Raw genomic sequence first — 19250 nt, 5'->3', positions numbered from 1 at the left:
GGTCTTGGGGGTTTCCCCCATGAGCGACTGCATCAAGACACAGTTTGCTTGTTTTGAGTATTAATGATTATATTACTTTGCCCACCCTACTTTAATTGGTCTGATAGCTCATTGGAATATATAGCGGTTTTCAATTTGGTGAGATTTTTAGGGAACAGGGAACAGCGGATCACCGGAACAGGGAACAGATAAGTCGGAAGTAGCTGATAGCAGCTTGTAGGGTGGGCAAAAAGCGATGCAGCGCGGTCTTGGGGGTTTCCCCCATGAGCGACTGCATCAAGACACAGTTTGCTTGTTTTGAGTATTAATGATTATATTACTTTGCCCACCCTACTTTAATTGGTCTGATAGCTCATTGGAATATATAGCGGTTTTCAATTTGGTGGGGTTTTTAGGAAACAGGGAACAGCGGATCACCGGAACAGGGAAGTCGGAAGTCGGAAGTGGGAAGTGGGAAAAAATACTTTGTACCTCATTAGGCTAGAAACTGCCGAGGAAAGAGTACCCTTATGGGTATGGTCAAATCCTTAAAAATTTAATAATAAAACCTAAGGATTCAACTATCAGCTATTTTTTTATATGCTACCGGTCAAATAGTACCCTTATGGGTACTGTTTAATTAAAAAAAATAAGCTAAATCAATCCAAATTATTCAGTAAAATAGGGATAGATTAAACTAACCATATTAGAATCAAATCACCATTGATTGATATAGGATTGGATGACATGAGATTACTTTTGACAAGGCTTGGAGTTCAAAAATAAAAGTTTAGTCTCAATTAGTTATTATCAATTGATTAGGACACATTATTGAGTAGCACACTAGGAAATCCAAGCCAAATTCTACTTTGATAGAAAGTAAATGAAGAGAGAAATCTATCCTCTGATTAGTTTACGCCCTGAGCTAGGGGCAAGGAGAAATTATGTTGACAAGCGTAAAAACACAGGCAAGGATTGTCACTTCTGTGCTGGCACTAATGCTTCCTCTGTCTTTATCAATGCAAACCGCTGCTGCTGCACAAACCGATCAGACCGCGCCCGACATTTCTCTAAAACAACCCTTGGGATATCAACTTCCCACTGCCTATGAAAAGGCTAAAGCCGAACTCCCACAAGACTTGTACGTAATTTACAGGATCGTAGACCGCATCGTTCGCACCAACGACATAGATACTCGTTTCTGGCGAGTGAGGATTGTCCCTGAGTATTCTACAAAAGCCTACGCCCATTCAGCTTATGTGATTACCCTTGATAAAAGTTTGTTGGATCTGATGGCAGGGGATGTTTCTGCTTTGGCTTTTGTGATTGCCCATGAAATGGCACACCATAGTCACGGTCATATCTCTGAGCTAATTGAAAGTGCCCATGAAGCGTCTATTGATGTCTCCTCTGCGGACAATCAACAAGAAGCTCAAAAACGGCTGAGGGAGTGGCAGGAGCGAATACAAAAGTTGAGTCACAATCTAGAATTGGAAGCTGATCGCATAGCTTATCAGTATTTGGCTCGTGCTGGATTTGATCCGGAAGGGTCTGTGCGAGGGCTTAATACTTTAGCAGAACTGCCCGGAGGCGGCCTTAAGAGCAAGACGCACCCAACTATTTCTCAGCGTATTGAGGCGATCGAAGCGCTGATGGTGGAAAATCCTCCAAAGCAGTTAGCACGGCGAGGTCGTATCCAGCTACTTGGGAGCAAGCCGCTGACTTATGAGCTATCAGACAATGGAAACTCGTTGCGAGTTGACTCTAAACCAAGGAAGTCTTTTGAAGAGCAAATCGAAGGTAGGTTTGGTCAGTAGTTGGTGTATTTAATCGGAAGAGTCATTGGTATCAGGTACTTTCGTCTTGGGTTTTAGGGAGCAGGGAGCAGGGAGTAGGGAGTAGGGATTAGGAAGTAGGAAGTAGGGAGATAAACATTCAGCTAATGCGCTACGCGCAGGCTACGGGAACAGCTAAGAGGATATCTGAAAAGTTTTTTTATACTGAATTTTGCCCCCCTAGCCCCCCAACTTTGGGGGGAAAAAGAGTCCATTTGCTTCTAAAAGTCCCCCAAAATTGGGGGACCAACGGGGGCTTGGATGTAGCAAATGAGACTTCTCAGACAACCTCTAAGACTTACCTTGCTTTTGCTTAAGGGAGTATGTTCACAATTCAAATAAAAAAGTTATATAATCTCAGGGTAATTACCCTTAATAAAAATCTCCCCATCACCCCATCTCCCCATCTCCCCACACTCTCGATTAATTATGGGTATTCAACCAGACTTGATATTACTTGTGTACTAGACAACGAGAGGTTGCCTTAATCCCTTCAATCACCCGCTCTAGGTCTTCAGTGGTAAGATTGGAGCCAGAAGGTAGGCAAAGACCATGCTCAAATAAATCTTCTGCGATCGCACCACCAATAGAGTGACACTCAGCAAATACAGGCTGTAAGTGTAATGGTTTCCAGACAGGACGGGTTTCAATTTGCTTTGCAGCCAAAGCCAGGCGAACCTGCTCTCGATCTGCTCCAAAGGCATCAGGGTTAATGGTCAGGCAAGTTAACCAGCGCGTGGCTCGTCCATAGGGGGCTTCTGGCATAAATTCTATTCCTGGCAGCTCTGCCAAGGCTTCCTGGTAAATCTCGAAGTTACGCCGTCTCGCTGCTACTCTTTGATTCAAAACCCGCAATTGACCACGACCAACTCCAGCTAAAATATTGCTGAGGCGATAGTTGTAGCCAATGTGTGAGTGCTGGTAATGGGGGGCTGGGTCTCGGGCTTGGGTTGCCAGAAAACGAGCTTTGCTGACAAAATCAGGATGGTTTGAAACCAACATGCCGCCACCAGAGGTAGTAATAATTTTATTGCCATTTGTAATATAGCAATTCTACGACTTGTGAGGTACACAATTTCTAGATTTTAGGGAACAGGGAACAGGGAACAGATAAGAGGGAATAGCGATGCGCTGCATTAAGAGGTGCGACCCGTAGCGAATTTAATTCTTAATGCGGAAAGCGCACCTAACAGGGAATCAACGTCAAAGAAGACTGTACCTCATGAGTACTATAAACGCTATAAAAACCTATAATACCCCAAAATTTTTATCAACAAGTTGGCAAGTATTGCCTTTTCTAATAACTATACCAATCCGTGTAGGAATTGTGATAATTTTTTTTCCCTTTTCCCTACTCCCGTCTTGATGCAGTCGCTCATGGGGGAAACCACGGCAGTCGCTCATGGGGGGAGACCCCCAAGACCGCACTGGCTCCCCAAGACCGCGCTGCATCGCTACTCCCTACTCCCTGTTCCCTGTTCCCTTTGGTATAGGTATTGGCATTTGGATGGGGAAAATCGTCCTCGCTTCAGCTCGGGTGAAATATGGGGCTAAACAGGTCTTGCCCTTGAAAAAAATCCCTCAACCATGAGGGTTGTAGCTGACGGGTTTACCTGCTGAAGTCCGTCATTTTTTTTTATCGGGCTTTCAGCAGGTATGAGGACTTAGGATTTGACAAATTGACGGTAATGTGATTAGCGCTCAAATTGTTGCAACAATCTTATGGGAGATTGAGTAGGAACGGGAATGTAGGGTTTGAGATGAGGTTTATGAGGTTTGATATGAGGTTTATGAGGTTTTATATGAACTTTATGAGGTTTGAGATGAGTAGTATGAGGTTTGAGATAAGTAGTATGAGGTTTTATATGAGCTTTTATATGAGCTTTTATGAGGTTTGAGATAAGTAGTATGAGGTTTGAGATAAGTAGTATGAGGTTTTATATGAGCTTTTATATGAGCTTTTATATGAGTTTTATGAGATTCAAAACTGTGAAAAATCCTAAGATAGTTATCTGTAGGGGAACCAAAGAATGTAATCACTTCTTTTTTCCTACAATCCCTTTGTAAACAGTCAATCTCACAGGAGTTAGTTATGGCAACTTTTAAATCTGTTTCTGGTGATGACCACGAGCATATCTACGGTGGTGTTGATCAAAACGGCAAAATGTGGGGTGAAGGCTTCACTGTTACAAAAGGTGATCCAGGGTGTTACACAATAACATTTAATCCTGATAAACAATTTCGCGAAAAGCCTGGAGTAGTCGCTTCAGTTTATGTGGATGAGAATAATACATATAGCGTGCCTAACCTGTCTGTTTCAGTATCTAATGTTTCAGTGTCTAGTTTTGACTGCTACACTACTAATGAAGACGGGGATTTAAAACGTGCTCCTTTCACCTTTATTGCTTTTGGTGAAAAAAAGAAGTAAACTGACTAGGAGAAATAGCGGTTATAGCCCTTGTTTAGCAAGGGATACAGCAGAGGAATAAAAAAAAAGATAGGTCAAATATAGTAACTCTGACCTATCTACCAAAAATGATAGCTAAAACATACCAGGAAATTATACAAAATCAGCTGTATCACAGCAGGTATTTGTTGGTGACCTTAGTCGTTGCGAGCCTAAAACTACTCAGACAGGTCAAACTATAAGTGTTAGAGGTTGTCTGAGAAGTCTCATTTGCTACATCCAAGCCCCCGTGGGTCCCCCAATTCTGGGGGACTTTTACAAGCAAATTGACTCTTGTTCCCCCCAAAGTTGGGGGGTTAGGGGGGCAAAATTCAGTATAAAAAACTTTTCAGATATCCTCTTAGCTCAAGCGCTACCGTTGCCTATTTTGTTTGAGAGTAGTCCCCCTGTCATAGCATGAATAGCAAGTGTACAGAAACTTACTCTGAGGCTGAAACTCAATCACTGTAAGCGTCTCAAAATCGTTTTTTTAAAACGATCACGCTTATCAATTTAACTAATGGTTAATTTGTACAGTAATTGGAAGGTTTCAAGGGTTTGACAGGTCTAATTCTCAGAGGGTTTAATTGGTACGCTGATTTTATTTCTCTTCCATAGCGATTGATCTTCATAGAAATGATCCAAGGATGTGATTTGAAGAATCACATCCTTGAATCATTTTTATAGAATTAGTCGTTAAAACAACGAGAATCCAGGCGTTGCGTCAGTCAAGTAATGAATAGGAGATTAGTGGGCATCCTCCCCGCGCGAACATAAGCAGGAAACTGGCAAGATGCCAGTGTCTTGATGCAGTCGCTCATGGGGGGAACCCCCAAGACCGCGCTGCATCGCTTCCACGCAAGATGCCCATTCTACAGGTGCGACCCGTGGCGAATTTAATTCGCCAAGGTCAAGGGCACCTAAAAACTCTTAAAATCATGCCATTATTCAGCAACGCCGAAAATCAGGGCAAGCCCGTCTTATCACGCACCCTACGCCACATTTACTTATAGCGTTTCTAGAATTTATGAGGTACGCTTTTCAACCTCAAAGTCCCCCTTGATAAGGGGGATTTAGGGGGATCCCTTTGTACCTCATGGCATAGAGAATTGCTATAAACCCTCAACCTTAAACCTTCAACCTTAAACCTTCAACCTTGGCCTTTCGGCCACGCTACGCGAACAACCCTCAACAGTCAACAAGCCCTTATAACTGAGGTACATACTGTGGCTTCTCAGGCACATCGGTGTACTCAGCCACAATTTGACGGAACTCCTCACCCTCAATAGTTTCCTTTTCAATCAACAGATCCACTAATCGATCAACCGCATCTCGATTCTGCCGAATGATATCTCGTGCTTCTTGATGGCAATGTTCTACAATTTGACGAACTTGCTGATCAATCCGAGCAGCAACCTCTTCAGAGTACTCTGCCCTAGACATTAATCCCGCACCGAGAAAGACTTCTCCCTCTTGGCTTTCCAAGGACAGAGAACCTAAGTCACTCATCCCGTAGCGAGTTACCATTTGCCGTGCGATCCCAGTCAATTGCTGCAAATCACCACCGGCACCAGTAGTGACTTCAGCATGACCGAATACTTCTTCTTCCGCAGCTCGACCCCCTAAAGCTCCAGTAATCCGAGCCAAAAGCTGAGCTCTGGTAATTAAACCTTGCTCTTCACTAGGAGTAAACCAGGTTAGACCTTGAGCTTGTCCTCGGGGAATCAGGGTAACTTTCTGTACAGGGTCGTGATCCTTTACTAGGGTACCAATAATAGCGTGACCAACTTCATGATAAGCAATCAATCGCTTGTTCTTGCTATCTACCAGGGGAGTACCTTCCATCCCAGCCACTACCCGGTCAACCGCATCATTGATTTCCAGCATGGTAATCGCTTCTTTGCGACGGCGAGCAGTCAGGATAGCGGCTTCATTGAGCAGGTTGGATAAATCAGCACCAGTGAATCCAGGAGTCCGTCTTGCGATCACTTCGATGGAAATTTCTGAAGCGAGTTTTTTATCCCGAGCATGGACTTCCAAAATCTTAATCCGCCCTTTCAGGTCTGGGGGATCTACCATCACCTGGCGGTCAAAGCGTCCGGGACGTAACAGAGCTGTATCCAGCACATCCGCACGGTTAGTAGCCGCAATCACGATAATGCCAGTGTTTCCTTCAAACCCGTCCATTTCCGTCAGCAATTGGTTTAGGGTTTGCTCCCGTTCATCGTTACCACCACCAATTCCAGCTCCCCGTTGCCGTCCTACCGCATCAATTTCATCGATAAATATCAAGCAAGGGGCATTTTCCTTAGCTTTTTTGAACAAGTCACGAACCCTAGAGGCACCAACACCCACGAACATTTCCACGAATTCGGAACCAGAGATACTAAAGAAAGGCACTCCTGCTTCACCAGCGATCGCTTTTGCTAAGAGGGTTTTACCAGTTCCAGGAGGACCGACCAGCAGCACCCCTTTTGGTATTCGTGCTCCGACTGCGGTAAACCGTTCCGGTTGCTTGAGGAAGGTAACTACTTCTTCGAGTTCCTCTTTCGCTTCTTCGATACCGGCCACATCATCAAACAGGACCCCAGTTTTGGCTTCCATCATGAACCGCGCCCGGGATTTCCCGAAATTCATCGCTTGACCAGGACCACCATTCATGTTGCTGGAGCGACGGAATAGGAAAAATAATCCCGCAATCAAGAGAATCGGAAAAATTAAATTCCCCAGCAGTCCCCAAATTGCACCATCATTGCGAGCGGGATGGGATGTCAGAGCAATATTAGACTCTCTGAGCTTAGAAATCAGTTCCGGCGCACTAATTGGCAGATCTACTCGCAGCCGCTGTAAGCGGTTATCAAGATCCACATCCACAGCTTCTACAATCGCTGTGCGACCACTATCATAGAGGTCAACACTAGTGACTCTACCGGAATCAATATAGTCCAAGAAGCGACCATAGGTCATGCGAGTACTGGCGGTATTACTACCCATATTCCCGGTAGTACTGGCAAATGTTCCCTGCCAAAAGAAAAAACCAATGACTAGGGCAGGTAATGTCCAGAGTAGGAGTATTCTCCAAGAAAATTTCATGTTTTATTCGCCTCTATTACTGGTAACGAATGCTGGTATCACCCTGTTAGGGAGGATCTGATTACAAAGCAAATCAAGATCAAATATCCATTCAATACCCTAAAACCGTTTGCTTATAGTATGTTTGTATTTTTGGTCAATACCCTTGAGGGGTATTGCCACATAACTGGTGATAACACAAGTTATTGTAACGTTATTTTAACTAAATTTAACATAAATCTCATTATGTGAGCAAGGGAGTGATCGCAAGGCTTGTCATAGTTTTTCCAAATTCAAGGGACGAATAATTCATCAAACCTTTATGTAACAAGCTTTTTGATTCCCTGTTCCCGTCTTGAGGCAGTCGCTCATGGTTTGGGTTCTGTTTGAGAGGGGGATGGGTGCTTGAAGGAGGCAGTATGGGATTGGGGTGACCCCTAGGGTTGTTCGGTAGTCAGTTAGCAGTTAGCAGTTATTTAGTTACAGTTGGAATAGGCTTGTTGATGTACATGATCTCAATCAGCTGTTTAGGCACAGATAACCATGACAGAATTGTTGGAGCAAGCCATCTCCCAGGTGAGACAGTTGCCAGAGTCGGAACAAAATAGCATTGCTGCGCTCATTCTCAAGGCATTGGAGCAGAAACAGGGGGATTTTTGGGCTGATTTTGATGAAATTATCGCAGAAAGCCAAGTTAGCACGGGAATTGCTGATTTATCCTATCAACATGACCATTATGCCCACGGTGGGGAGAAGCGAGGGGTGGAATAGTCGTGAGGACAGTTTTTGTGGATACGGCGGCGTGGATTGCTTTGGTGAATGTGGATGATGATTTTCACCGCATTGCTAAACAGGTAAGGGTGAGGTTGGAGCAAGATAATTATCGTTTGGTAACTAGTTATTTTGTGCTTTTGGAAGTGGCTGATGCTTTAACTTCTGTACGCTTTCGTCCCCAGACTATTAATTTGCTCAATCGCCTCAAGGGTTTGGCAGGTTTGCGAGTGATTGAGGTTAGTCAAGCTCTTTTTGATGCGGGTTGGCAGCTTTATTGTCAGCGTTTGGATAAGGATTGGGGATTAACTGATTGTATTAGTTTTGTGATTATGGAGCGGGAGGGGATAACGACGGCATTTACGTCAGACCAACATTTTGAACAGGCTGGTTTTATTCGTCTGTTAAAGCCCAGGGGTTAATTTGGTTCCTTCTTTAACTTGGCAGTATGGGATTGGGACTATTCAGGCTAAGGTGGTTCGGTTGCCCTTACTAGAATTTTGAGCGAAGAGTAAAAAAGCGATGCAGCCCTATAGAATAAGCTCAAAAAAACAGTAGCGCATCTGTTTCACTCAGCTCTATGGCCAAAAAAAACAGACGCGCTAGTTTTGATCTAACTCCTCCAAAAGGAGGATTTACTTTATACCAGCCGTAACCTATTCGGTTTTTACTAGTAGGTTTTTACTAGTAGGTTTCTACGTGCCAGCGATGTGCTTTCTTCATTTGCTGTCGGTATGTAGTCCAATCTACATCCTCTTTAGCAGCTGCAGCGGTCAAAGCCTCATCAATACCACCTTCCATACCTTTTAATCCGCAGATGTAGGTATGGGTGTTTGGTTCCTGCATCAGCTTCCACAACTCGTCAGCATGTTCCGCCACCCTGTGCTGGATATACATTTTGCCCCCTTCAGAATTCTTCTGCTCACGGCTAATGGCATAGGTGAGGCGGAAGTTATCTGGGTTATTCTGCTGCATTGCTTCTAAATCATCTTTATAGAGGATGTTAGGGGTAGTAGAAATACCAAAGATCAGCCAAGCCAAGCCCTTGAACTTGTAATCTTCGTGCTGTTCTTTAAACATCCGCCATAGGAAAGCGCGGAATGGTGCAATACCAGTGCCCGTTGCCATCATGATGATATTGGCATTGGGGTCTGATGGCAGCAACATCTCCTTACCCACCGGTCCAGTGATTTTGACATCATCCCCTGGATTCATATTGCACAGGAAGGTAGAGCAGACACCGTTTACGGTTTCCCCAGTTTCAGGATGTTTGTACTGCAGCTGTCTGACACAGAGGGATACTGTCTTATCATCCAAGTCATCGCCGTGACGAGTAGAAGCAATGGAGTACAAACGAAGCTTGTGGGGTTTGCCTTTGTCATCAGTACCATCGGGAATAATCCCAATACTTTGACCTTCGAGATACCGCAGATCACCTCCAGAAAGGTCAAATTTGATGTGACGGCAATTACCAATACCCCCTTCGCGGACTAGTTGTTCGTTTGATATACACTTACCAATGAAGGGGTTTTTGGGTCGATAGGTATTGACAGGGATATCATCTTTGGCCTTTTTGGGTTTCGCTTGAGTCATAGGCTTAGTTGTGTTTTTTGACTGGGTAGGCTTAGTTGTGTTTTCTGACTGGGTAGGTTGTGTTTGAGCCACTGACCCATTAGCAGCACTACTGGATAAAGGTTTAATGCTGACAATCTTCCCTCCCATGCGAGCAATCCGCTGCATTTCCTGCTTCATGCGGTTATAGGGCACCGTCAACAAAACCGTGCCACTCTGACGAATCGGTCCATTTTGACGAAGACCGACTACCTCATAAAGGTAAGTGCGACTACCAAATTCTGTAACAGTGCTGGAATTAGTAGACTCGCTAGGACTAGACATTGCTTCTATTGCTCCAAACCAAACTGACTATGTATTGCTAACTATGTATTCCTAAGACTTGCCTTGGCACCACAAACGGACTCACGGTCGATGGGTGAGCGGCTAGCTAGTAATAACCCCGAATAATGCCTTATTAGCGTAACATTGTAAAGCTATGCCCAGTAATGTTTTTGGTTTATCAGGGAGAGAATTAGTGTAGAGGCACTGCTAGGCACTACTCTCAAGTTACATGATGAATAACTCAAAAACTGTAAATCCTGAGTCAGTTTAATTTTTTCTTTAAAAAATGCCCAACAAACCTTAGCATAAGTACTAAGCGAGGTAATGCTACTGACAATCAGCCTTGTATAAGCAATCTGGTTTTGGTAGAATCCACTATGAGCAGCTAGTAGTAAATACTTAAGCAGAGCTTGGCTTTGGTCTTCCCTAGTGGTTAGTACTTAAGCGAGTGGATTTATGGTGGCATGTTATCAAGCACCACTATAAGCGTGTGTCAGATTGCTCCCAGGCTTGGGCTTTGGCTTACTGAAAACTGATTTGAGAATATGTTTTACGTTAGAGGGAAGATATGACCACAGATCTGGAGAGGGTGGTAGTTATAGGAGTTGCTGGAGACTCAGGATGCGGTAAATCAACGTTTCTGAAGCGTTTGACCGACCTATTTGGCCAGGAGTTCATGACGGTGATTTGTCTGGATGACTATCACAGTCTGGATCGTAAACAGCGCAAAGAGAAAAAAGTTACTGCCCTTAATCCTAAGGCAAATAACTTTGACTTGATGTACGAGCAAATCAAAGCGCTTAAAGAAGGTCGGGGCATAGACAAACCTATCTACAACCATGAGACCGGTGAACTTGATCCACCAGAGCGGATTGAGCCAAATAAAGTTGTAGTGATTGAAGGCCTGCACCCTCTTTATGATGAGCGGGTGCGTGATCTGGTTGACTTCGGGGTTTACCTAGACATTAGCGATGAGGTCAAAATCCAATGGAAAATCCAGCGGGACATGGCAGAACGGGGCCATCGTTATGAGGATATCCTAGCGTCGATTGAAGCTAGACGTCCAGACTTTGAAGCTTACATTGAAGTCCAGAAGCAATACGCTGATGTGGTCATTCAAATCTTTCCCACCCAGCTGCTTCAGGGAGAGGCAGCTAAGGAAAGCAATCTACTGCGGGTGCGCCTAGTTCAAAAGGAAGGAGTGAAAGACTTCAACCCAGTTTATCTGTTTGATGAAGGGTCAACCATCGACTGGAGACCTTGTGGTCGCAAGCTAACCTGTGCTTATCCTGGTCTGAAAATGTACTATGGGCCAGACAGCTACATGGGTAACGAAGTCTCTGTACTAGAGGTAGATGGTCAGTTCGATAACCTAAACGAGATGATTTACATCGAAAGTCACCTCAGCAATACCTCAACCAAGTACAATGGAGAGATGACCGAGTTATTGCTCAAGCACAAGGATTATCCTGGCTCTAACAACGGTTCTGGGTTGTTCCAGGTTCTCGTTGGTCTGAAGATGCGGTCAACTTATGAAAGCTTGGTATCCGCTCCAGCCAAAGTAGCAGCCAAGGTGTAGTATGGTCTACAGGAGCTGATGGAAACAATGTTTGCGTGACTCACATTCCATCAGCTTCCTCAGACGGAACAAACCGAATCAGAGCATAAGATTGGCATGGTATCGGATAGAGTTATAAAAATTTGGATAGCTAGCGTTTTGGTGTTTTTTGTGATGGTGGAAATCTACCAGTGGGTTAGACACGTAACTCTACCACTACCGGTGTTTATCTTAGCAGGAGCCTTATTAGCGATCGCTTCTAACTATGGCAAGCATCCAGGCTGGATTTTTCGCCAGCCTTCCTTTCCATCTGATTCATCTGCTCCTAATCTAAGCCAAGACAGCCAAGGCCAAGACATTGCCAATACTGCTAAATTAAACGCTACAAAGCAGTCCTTATTTCCTACCTTGCCTATCCCACAAAAATCAATTTCTTTTATTATCAATCGTCCTTGTCAAAAAAAGGATGAATGAAGAATTTATGTCATCTGTCGTCAGCCGTTGGGCTTTGGTTCACCCTAAGCGAAAAGCTTTGTGGAACAGGCTTCTAGCCTGTGAAATAACTCAGATTAAACGAATGCTTACCTCTCTCATTCAATAGCTGAACGCGCACGCGTGCGCGTAGCGCTAATCGCGCTATAGCTGATAGCTTACATTAACTGTTCATATTCCGCTTCATTTGCTCCAACTCTTCATCCATTTCCCAGCTTTTAAACTGTTGCTCTAAAGGGTCTACACCAGAAGGGATATTATATTGGTTACTGTTGGTAGTCTGATTCCAGGAAAATGTCTGGGAGTTCCCCTTCGGCTGAGCACTTGCCCGAGCTGCTGCTGTATCTCTAGCTTTAGCCTGAACTTCAGCGCGACGGTTTTTAATCTGTTCTTGGAGTTCCTTGGCTTTAGTAATGCGCTGTTTAACCCCTTCCATCTGGCCCCAAAGCTGATTGCCTTGACGTAACAGAGCTGCTTCTCGCTCTTGAGCTGCTTTAGCCAAATCAAATCTGTTGTGGGACTTAGCCTTTTCAATACGCTCATGCCAACGTTGAATGTCTTTGGCAACGGCGAGAATTTGGTCTTGCAACCGCTTTTCCTGTTGCTGTAAGTCAATAATTAGCCGCAGTGTGTCTTTTTCTTGCTCGCGCAACTGCTCCTCTAGTGCCTGTAACTCTAGATGAGGATTGTTGCGGAGAAATTCTTCTAGACGACTTTCTAGAAATCGATTTAGGTCTTCAAATAGTCCCACTGCACCACTATCCTAGATCCTATTAGATCATATATGTTTCACTCTGTTCTATCAACATATCTCAGCTTATCTGAAATAGCTACAGGAATGTTAAATATAGTTAGTTAATAATAGTGAATTTAAGTGACCATTGGGGTTTTTGCGATCGCACAAATTGGGGATGCGATCGCATACATAATATAACCCACTACAAAATACCATTGGCAATTGGCAACCGAGCCATCCTGTTCTTAATTTCCCTAGAGCGTTAGAATTTGTTTTTTACATTCGATATGGTGATTTATTACAGTCATGATCTTACATAACTAAAAATGTTGTCCAACGTAAATTGAACGAACTTCACCATTGCGTCGAATCACTGCTTCCTGATTATCTACAGAGACTAGAGTCCAACCGCTATTACCAATGGCTTCCCCCAGCTTAATCCGTTGGGTAACACCATCAATTTTAAACAAAGCAGCAGATTGCTCTCCTAGCTCCAGTAATCCCACCAAGGTATGTTTGATGGCAGGTGATGATGGTGGAGGTGGTGGTGGGGCAGGGAGTCGGTCAAGAGTAGCGGTGGGCAGGGGGTCTGGGGTTGGTGGTGGCGGTAATTCTAGAGTAATTGGTGGCGGTGATTCTAGAACATTTGGTGGCGGTGGTTCTATAGCAGTTGCTGACGGAGGTTTCGGGATTGGTGATGGGGATGGTGTAAGTTCAGGGGTACTAGGAGGGGATGGTTTTACTGGCGCTGAGGATGCTATGGCAGGATCAGGGGTTGGAACCTTTTCAATTGGAATATAATAAACTCGTTCTAAGACACGTTCTTTGACAGCAGTTGGTGGTGCAGTTGCTGCTGAGTTACGAGCTACCGGAGGATTGGCAAGGGTGGGGTCTGGTAATGATTGGGCGATCACAGTCTTTTTGATAGCTTGTGCTTTGCGGTCAATCACTTCTAGCGATCGCAACATATAGTTAATAAACTGGGCATCAGGTTCTGATACTTTGCCTTGTTGAACTGATACTAAAGCCACTAAGTTGTTCAACCATGACCAAGTTAGCTTTCCTTGGCTAGTCAGCCACATTATTGTGATTGCTGATAGGGAAAGTAAGGCTAAAGTCCATAGGAGCTTGTCTAAAAACCGACCAGAGTTATCCGCGACAGTACTAGAGTTAGTATCTGCCGTTGTGGTTTGCAACTCACTTGATGTGGTTTCGGCTAACTCCTGGGTTGAGGGGAGTGGCGATTCCAGAAAGGGAATAATTGCCGCTGATATGGGAATTTTCTGGATTGCTATCGGTTCCAAGGAGACATAGTCTGGCTCAGGGGGTTCTGTCGGCAACTCGCAGCCGTTTTCAATCATTTGGTACAGATCCCCAAATAAATCATCCATTAACCTATCGGCTTCAGCATCGACCGACCATGGCTGAATGGGAAGGGGAGGGTTCAACCGCTCTGTTGATTTTTCTTTGGTAATCACATCCTGAGACATCGATGGTATCTCTCGTTACTATGACTTTGACTATATACTTCAGAAGATTATCTAGGGATCTCTAACAGATTACCCTGAGATTAGGGAGCCACAACAGCGCTGAACTTTCGTTCCCGTACCTCTAGATATACCAGCAACGCATTGATATCTGCTGGATTAACCCCACCAACTCTAGATGCCTGACCAATAGTCATAGGTTTGACTTGGCTAAGCTTTTCACGAGACTCCTTGGATAGAGTTTCTATAGCAGCATAATCCAAATCTGGTGGTAACTGCCGATTAGCTTGCCGAGAAACTTGGTCAATTTGGTTTTGCTGACGCTTAAGATAACCTTGATATTTTAGATCAATTTCTGCTCCTTCCCGTTCCGACTGATTCAGGTTAGGGTCACCCAGTCCATATTGGTCTAGATTGACATAGTGGAAACCAGGACGACGTAGTAACTCAGCTAAGGTAATCGAGCCTTTGATCTTTTGCTGGGTATCGGATGCGATCGCAATTCCGATTTGATCATGTGCCTTAATCCGCACTGACTGGAGTCGGGTTTTTTCTGTAGTAATGTTTGCCTGTTTTTGTTGATACAGCTGCCACCTACGGTCATCAATCAAACCCAGTTTGCGTCCTAAAGGAGTCATACGGCGGTCAGCGTTATCGGACCGCAATAGTAACCGATACTCCGAACGGCTAGTCAGCATTCGGTAAGGTTCCCGAAGGTCTTTGGTACACAAATCGTCAATTAATGTACCCATATAGCTTTCTTCCCTAGGAAACACCACCATTTCCTGATGGCGGACATAGCGCACTGCATTAATTCCCGCTACAATCCCCTGAGCTGCTGCTTCTTCGTAGCCAGTGGTACCATTAATTTGTCCAGCGCAGAACAATCCCTCAATTTTTTTAGTCATCAGTGTCGGATAACACTGAGTTGCCGGTAAATAATCATACTCAACCGCATAAGCAGGACGGAGCATAGCACAATTTTCTAATCCCGGAAGAGTTCGCAATAGCTGCAACTGCAACATCTCTGGTAATCCAGTAGAAAATCCCTGGATATAGAGTTCTGGAATATCTCGTCCTTCTGGTTCAATAAAAATCTGGTGGCTTTCCTTATCAGCAAAGCGCACAATTTTATCTTCAATACTAGGGCAGTACCGGGGTCCTTTAGCATCCACCCAGCCTCCATAGATGGGGGACAGATGAAGATTGTCCCGAATCAACCGATGAGTCTCAGAAGTCGTACGGGTCAGATAGCAATACATCTGCTCTCGTTCCACCCACACATCTGGGTCAAAGCTAAACCAGCGCACCTTCTCATCCCCTGGTTGAGGTTCCAAGTTGCTGTAATCCACAGAGCGCTTATCTACCCGTGCGGGAGTTCCCGTCTTGAGTCGTCCCGTTTCAAAGCCTAAGCGGTTAAGGGTTTCCGTCAAGCCAATTGCCGCAAATTCCCCAGCCCGTCCTGCTGACATCGACTTGTTTCCCACCCAGATCCGTCCACCCAGGAAAGTGCCTGTTGTCAAGATTACTGCCGATGCTCTCAAAGCTACACCGAAGTAAGTCTGGACACCTATCACCTCATCATTAGCCCCCAGCACCAAATCCGTGACCATGGCTTCCCGGAGAGTCAAGTTTTCTTGATTTTCTACAATCTCCTTCATCACAGCCGCATATTCTCGCTTATCCGTCTGCGCTCGCAAAGCCCAAACCGCTGGTCCCCGTGAACAGTTCAGTACCCGCTTTTGCAGGTAGGTACGGTCAGCCATTTTGCCAATTTCTCCACCCAAAGCATCTACCTCATGGGTGAGTTGAGACTTGGCTGGTGCTCCCACTGCTGGGTTACAGGGTTGCCAAGCAATTTTGTCTAGATTGAGGGTAAGTAGGATAGTACGACAGCCCAACCGTGCTGAAGCTAGGGCGGCTTCACAACCAGCGTGTCCCGCGCCAACTACAATCACATCAAAGGCATCTTGGAAATCTACTTGGGAATGCATGGGTCTAAGGAAGGATCAGAAATCAAATGAGGAATTTTCTACCAGAAAATGGTGTGTTTTTTATAGTTTAATTTAAAAAGTTATGGTTTAGTTTGATAGTTAACCCTCAACCCTCAACCCTCAACCGTCAACAACAAACCCTTTCAACCCCAGTTACCCTTCAGTGATAATTTTTGGCACTCTGAAGAAATCACCATCCTGCTCAGGAGCTTCCCTGAACATACTTTCCCGGTCAGTATAGGGTTTGAGAGTATCCAGTCGAGTCACATTGCTAATATCAATCGCCCGTGTAGTTGGCGGCACATCCTCAGTATCTAATTCACTCAGCTGTTGAAAATATTCGAAAATACTGCTCATCTGAGCTGCAAATTTATCCTCTTCCTCTGCTTTTAGTTCTAAACGAGCAAGATTGGCAACTTTTTGGACTTGTTCGCGGTCTATCATCATTTTGTTATATTATAATTCTTGGTTACTAATGAACTCCTCAACAGTCAACACTAAAGGCTTAGCCCAAATCAAAGACTATCAAGACTATCAAGTTTATTAACTAGAAGCTAGGAGTTAAAAGTAAACATCAATGGTAGAACGACCTGTAGTTTTCAGCCAGTTTTGGGCTTCAATGTAGTTATTAGGAGCAAGGCGAATAGCTCGTTTCCAATAATCAGCCGCTTTGTCATAGAAAGCTTCTGCCCCCTCACTATCCCCAGCTTCCTTAAACTGTTCACCTTGATAATGGTAAATTACGGCTACATTATTAAGGGCCTGAGGCATACGGGGGTTGATCTCAAGAGCTTGATGATAGAGTTCTAAAGCACGCTCATGCTCACCATTACTGGCTTGAATCAGCCCCATGTTGTAGAAAATAAAGCTACGGTCGTTGGGGTCTTCCTCTAGTTCCAACGCTTTTTTGTAATTATCCATAGCTTCAGCATATTCCCCATCCGCTTGAGCTGACATACCATCTCGGTAATAGACAAAAGCTTCCTTGGCTTGCTTATTGGTAGGGAGAACCTTTAAGAGGATGTCTGCCATCACTGTAAAGGTTTTATCGATAAAGTTATCGTTGCGTTGAGTGCGTGGCATAGTTGCGTGGGTCTATAGTCTTCACCTTGTAGATAATCCTATCTTGTGACGTCAGCATTTAGCTATGAACCTTTCCGCAGTTAGCTCAACAATCCAGGAAAACTTAAGCATTGGGCTGACTGCTGCAAGTACATGACTTATCCTGAACACCCCTCAATCAGGTGATAAGCGCGTGTAGTGCTATAGCTCAAGTAATGCCTGTGTTACCTAGAGCGTCAACTGACTTACTGTTCTATAACTTGATTATTCTTTAGCACATCTGGTTATATATGTCAATAAATATATTTGTTAAAATCTCAGTAAAATCACTTAGAATAAAAGCATGGTAGATGAACCCTGATAATTACCCCCGGAGCTCCAGTTTCCGGGGTTTTCTGATCGGCCTATAGTTACCAAAGCAATCCCTGCGAGCTATCTAAGGATTTTGTAGATTCCTCTAAATCAATTAGTGAGTCACTTTTCCGGATATACGTGAAATCACCGAGAAAAGAGAAATGGTAGATGCACCCTGATAGTTACTCCCCGAAGCTCACGGTTCGGGGGTTTTTTTTGTAACGATATTCTAGATTTGTTATTTTAAGCATAAATACTCGGGATTGGCCAGTGAGGTACAGTCTTCTTTGACGCTCATTCCCTCAATCGATTCTCTGCCTAACCCACTGTCTTGATGCAGTCGCTCATGGGGGGAACCCCCAAGACCGCGCTGCATCGCTTCCGAAAAGCCCTTAAAGCAGCACTTGAACCTTGAGTCAAACTCATTTGGACAAACTGCTCAACCCCTTCAATAATGGGAAAATTAGGAAAAGTAGGACTCAAAGAAGACTCAACATAGCTACCCCCCTTACCTGCTTGGAGTACATTGATTTTTAAACTTCCCTTAGAAAACTGCCATAACTCAGGCACTCCCAAAGCTTCATAAGCACTCAGTTGTGTTTTGGAAGTAACATCAACCTCAATGGCTATATCGGGAGGTGGATCACTACTTAAATCTAATCTCCTTTTGCCAATCATTAAACGATAATTTTGAATATAAAAACAATTATCCGGCTCGATTCCTGCTGCCATATCCTTCCGCTTGAAAGTAGTTGAGCCGTAACATTCGCGATTGAATTCCAATTCTTCTAGTAAAATTTTAACCATATCACCAATAATTTCTTTATCAAACTCATGTTCTGGCAATGGCATTCTAATTTCTAATTGATTTTGATAGTAAGCTACTCTATTAGCTCTTTTTTCACCGAGTTCTTCCAAAATCTCCTCGAACTTTGACCAGCTTACATCAGTCAAAAGAATCCGCTGTCCTGGAGGAAGACTTAACTGCCTGAGCTGTAATGTTACCATTGAGCATTACCTTCCGATTAACCTGCTTCTGTCTTGGTGCGCGTTCGGTGTGGGCGTTGGAACCTCGCGCCTTGTCGCACCGCTATTTTATGGCAATCGCCCCTTGGAAGCTGTGAGAGTGCGATTGACCGTAGGTCACGCTACGCGAACGCCAATCAATTAACCCACCCTACGTGCTTCAAGCTGTAATATACAATAACACATCAAGGAGTAGTCCTATGGGTCAATTGATAATTGATAATTAATACAGCTTTCGAGGAACGGTCTTGCCGCCAGTCGTCAATCATCCCCTGCTAAACCTTCCGGATACTGGAGAAGTAACTCAGAAGAAAGAAATGGTAGATGCACCCTAATAATTACCCCCGAAGCTCACGGTTCGGGGGTTTTCTTTGTAGGTGCGCTTTCCGCATCTAATTATTAAATTCGCCACGGGTCGCACCTGTAGATGCTGCCATAAACCATAACTTGGCCGTCAGCTAAAAGTAAAGTTTTATCTAGGTTTTATCTAGGGCGTGTCATCAATTAAGCCAGATTACGGCAGCAGCCAGATAAATTGCTCC

18 protein-coding genes and 1 pseudogene are annotated in these 19250 nt (G+C 44.3%); 9 read left to right on the top strand and 10 right to left on the bottom strand.

What is annotated here, in order from left to right:
* Positions 1–923 precede the first annotated feature (923 nt).
* Complete coding sequence (locus tag BJP37_RS14015; protein ID WP_075899608.1) at positions 924–1796, top strand: M48 family metallopeptidase; 873 nt, start codon at positions 924–926, stop codon at positions 1794–1796.
* A 471-nt stretch (positions 1797–2267) separates the two neighbouring features.
* On the opposite strand, the pseudogene BJP37_RS14005 reads toward BJP37_RS14015, so the two are convergent.
* Positions 2268–2861, bottom strand: a pseudogene (locus tag BJP37_RS14005) (DegT/DnrJ/EryC1/StrS family aminotransferase); the annotation flags it as partial.
* 201 nt (positions 2862–3062) lie between these two features.
* Entirely contained in the window at positions 3063–3218 is a 156-nt protein-coding gene (locus BJP37_RS39190; RefSeq protein ID WP_198954041.1) for a hypothetical protein, read from the bottom strand.
* Here BJP37_RS39190 and BJP37_RS41050 point away from each other — a divergent pair.
* From BJP37_RS41050 to BJP37_RS39185, 3 genes are all read left to right on the top strand, one after another.
* Complete coding sequence (locus BJP37_RS41050) at positions 3217–3405, top strand: hypothetical protein (RefSeq protein WP_075899604.1); 189 nt, start codon at positions 3217–3219, stop codon at positions 3403–3405. The two genes, BJP37_RS39190 and BJP37_RS41050, sit on opposite strands and share 2 nt — an antisense overlap.
* A 501-nt stretch (positions 3406–3906) precedes the next feature.
* Positions 3907–4242 (top strand): hypothetical protein, encoded by a 336-nt coding sequence (locus BJP37_RS13995; RefSeq protein WP_075899602.1) that lies wholly within the window; start codon positions 3907–3909, stop codon positions 4240–4242.
* A gap of 881 nt (positions 4243–5123) precedes the next feature.
* Positions 5124–5273 (top strand): hypothetical protein, encoded by a 150-nt coding sequence (locus BJP37_RS39185; RefSeq protein WP_158069577.1) that lies wholly within the window; start codon positions 5124–5126, stop codon positions 5271–5273.
* A 193-nt stretch (positions 5274–5466) separates the two neighbouring features.
* Here BJP37_RS39185 and ftsH2 read toward each other — a convergent pair whose 3' ends face one another.
* Positions 5467–7353: an ATP-dependent zinc metalloprotease FtsH2 gene (gene ftsH2 / locus BJP37_RS13990; protein ID WP_075899600.1), complete on the bottom strand. Its 1887-nt coding sequence runs from the start codon at positions 7351–7353 to the stop codon at positions 5467–5469.
* 522 nt (positions 7354–7875) lie between these two features.
* Here ftsH2 and BJP37_RS13985 point away from each other — a divergent pair.
* Positions 7876–8103 (top strand): hypothetical protein, encoded by a 228-nt coding sequence (locus BJP37_RS13985; RefSeq protein ID WP_075899598.1) that lies wholly within the window; start codon positions 7876–7878, stop codon positions 8101–8103.
* Between the two features lie 2 nt (positions 8104–8105).
* Entirely contained in the window at positions 8106–8525 is a 420-nt protein-coding gene (locus tag BJP37_RS13980; protein WP_075899596.1) for a type II toxin-antitoxin system VapC family toxin, read from the top strand.
* A 262-nt stretch (positions 8526–8787) separates the two neighbouring features.
* On the opposite strand, the gene cpcD/petH is transcribed toward BJP37_RS13980, so the two are convergent.
* A complete protein-coding gene (gene cpcD/petH / locus BJP37_RS13975; RefSeq protein ID WP_075899594.1) occupies positions 8788–9999 on the bottom strand; it encodes a bifunctional rod-capping linker CpcD/ferredoxin--NADP reductase PetH in 1212 nt (403 codons plus the stop codon).
* 568 nt (positions 10000–10567) lie between these two features.
* Here cpcD/petH and BJP37_RS13970 point away from each other — a divergent pair.
* Together BJP37_RS13970 and BJP37_RS13965 are read left to right on the top strand one after the other, a co-directional pair.
* The gene (locus BJP37_RS13970) at positions 10568–11578 is read left to right on the top strand and encodes a phosphoribulokinase (RefSeq protein ID WP_075899592.1); all 1011 of its coding nucleotides are present in this window, start codon (positions 10568–10570) and stop codon (positions 11576–11578) included.
* Positions 11579–11674: 96 nt separating this feature from the next.
* Complete coding sequence (locus BJP37_RS13965; protein ID WP_075899590.1) at positions 11675–12031, top strand: hypothetical protein; 357 nt, start codon at positions 11675–11677, stop codon at positions 12029–12031.
* 181 nt (positions 12032–12212) lie between these two features.
* On the opposite strand, the gene BJP37_RS13960 is transcribed toward BJP37_RS13965, so the two are convergent.
* Entirely contained in the window at positions 12213–12800 is a 588-nt protein-coding gene (locus BJP37_RS13960; protein ID WP_075899588.1) for a TIGR04376 family protein, read from the bottom strand.
* Between the two features lie 113 nt (positions 12801–12913).
* Here BJP37_RS13960 and BJP37_RS39180 point away from each other — a divergent pair, with 113 nt between their 5' ends.
* Entirely contained in the window at positions 12914–13051 is a 138-nt protein-coding gene (locus BJP37_RS39180; protein ID WP_158069576.1) for a hypothetical protein, read from the top strand.
* A gap of 54 nt (positions 13052–13105) precedes the next feature.
* On the opposite strand, the gene BJP37_RS13955 is transcribed toward BJP37_RS39180, so the two are convergent.
* The 5 genes from BJP37_RS13955 to BJP37_RS13935 all read right to left on the bottom strand — a co-directional run bounded on the left by BJP37_RS13955 (position 13106) and on the right by BJP37_RS13935 (position 18690).
* Complete coding sequence (locus BJP37_RS13955) at positions 13106–14275, bottom strand: hypothetical protein (protein WP_075899586.1); 1170 nt, start codon at positions 14273–14275, stop codon at positions 13106–13108.
* Positions 14276–14355: 80 nt separating this feature from the next.
* Positions 14356–16266 carry a tRNA uridine-5-carboxymethylaminomethyl(34) synthesis enzyme MnmG gene (gene mnmG, locus BJP37_RS13950; protein WP_075899584.1) on the bottom strand — a complete coding sequence of 637 codons (1911 nt, stop codon included), beginning with the start codon at positions 16264–16266 and terminating at the stop codon, positions 14356–14358.
* 153 nt (positions 16267–16419) lie between these two features.
* Positions 16420–16710, bottom strand: coding sequence for an Asp-tRNA(Asn)/Glu-tRNA(Gln) amidotransferase subunit GatC (gene gatC / locus BJP37_RS13945; RefSeq protein WP_075906079.1), 291 nt, complete (start codon positions 16708–16710; stop codon positions 16420–16422).
* A gap of 117 nt (positions 16711–16827) precedes the next feature.
* On the bottom strand, positions 16828–17349 hold the full coding sequence (locus BJP37_RS13940) for a photosystem I assembly protein Ycf3 (protein ID WP_070393015.1): 522 nt from the start codon (positions 17347–17349) through the stop codon (positions 16828–16830).
* Positions 17350–18000: 651 nt separating this feature from the next.
* Positions 18001–18690: a Uma2 family endonuclease gene (locus BJP37_RS13935; RefSeq protein ID WP_075899582.1), complete on the bottom strand. Its 690-nt coding sequence runs from the start codon at positions 18688–18690 to the stop codon at positions 18001–18003.
* Positions 18691–19250: the final 560 nt, after the last annotated feature.

It is taken from the genome of Moorena bouillonii PNG, from assembly GCF_001942495.1.
GTDB lineage: Bacteria > Cyanobacteriota > Cyanobacteriia > Cyanobacteriales > Coleofasciculaceae > Moorena > Moorena bouillonii.
Note: the sequence above shows the minus strand (reverse complement) of the source record. Positions and strands in the feature narration are given on the sequence as shown.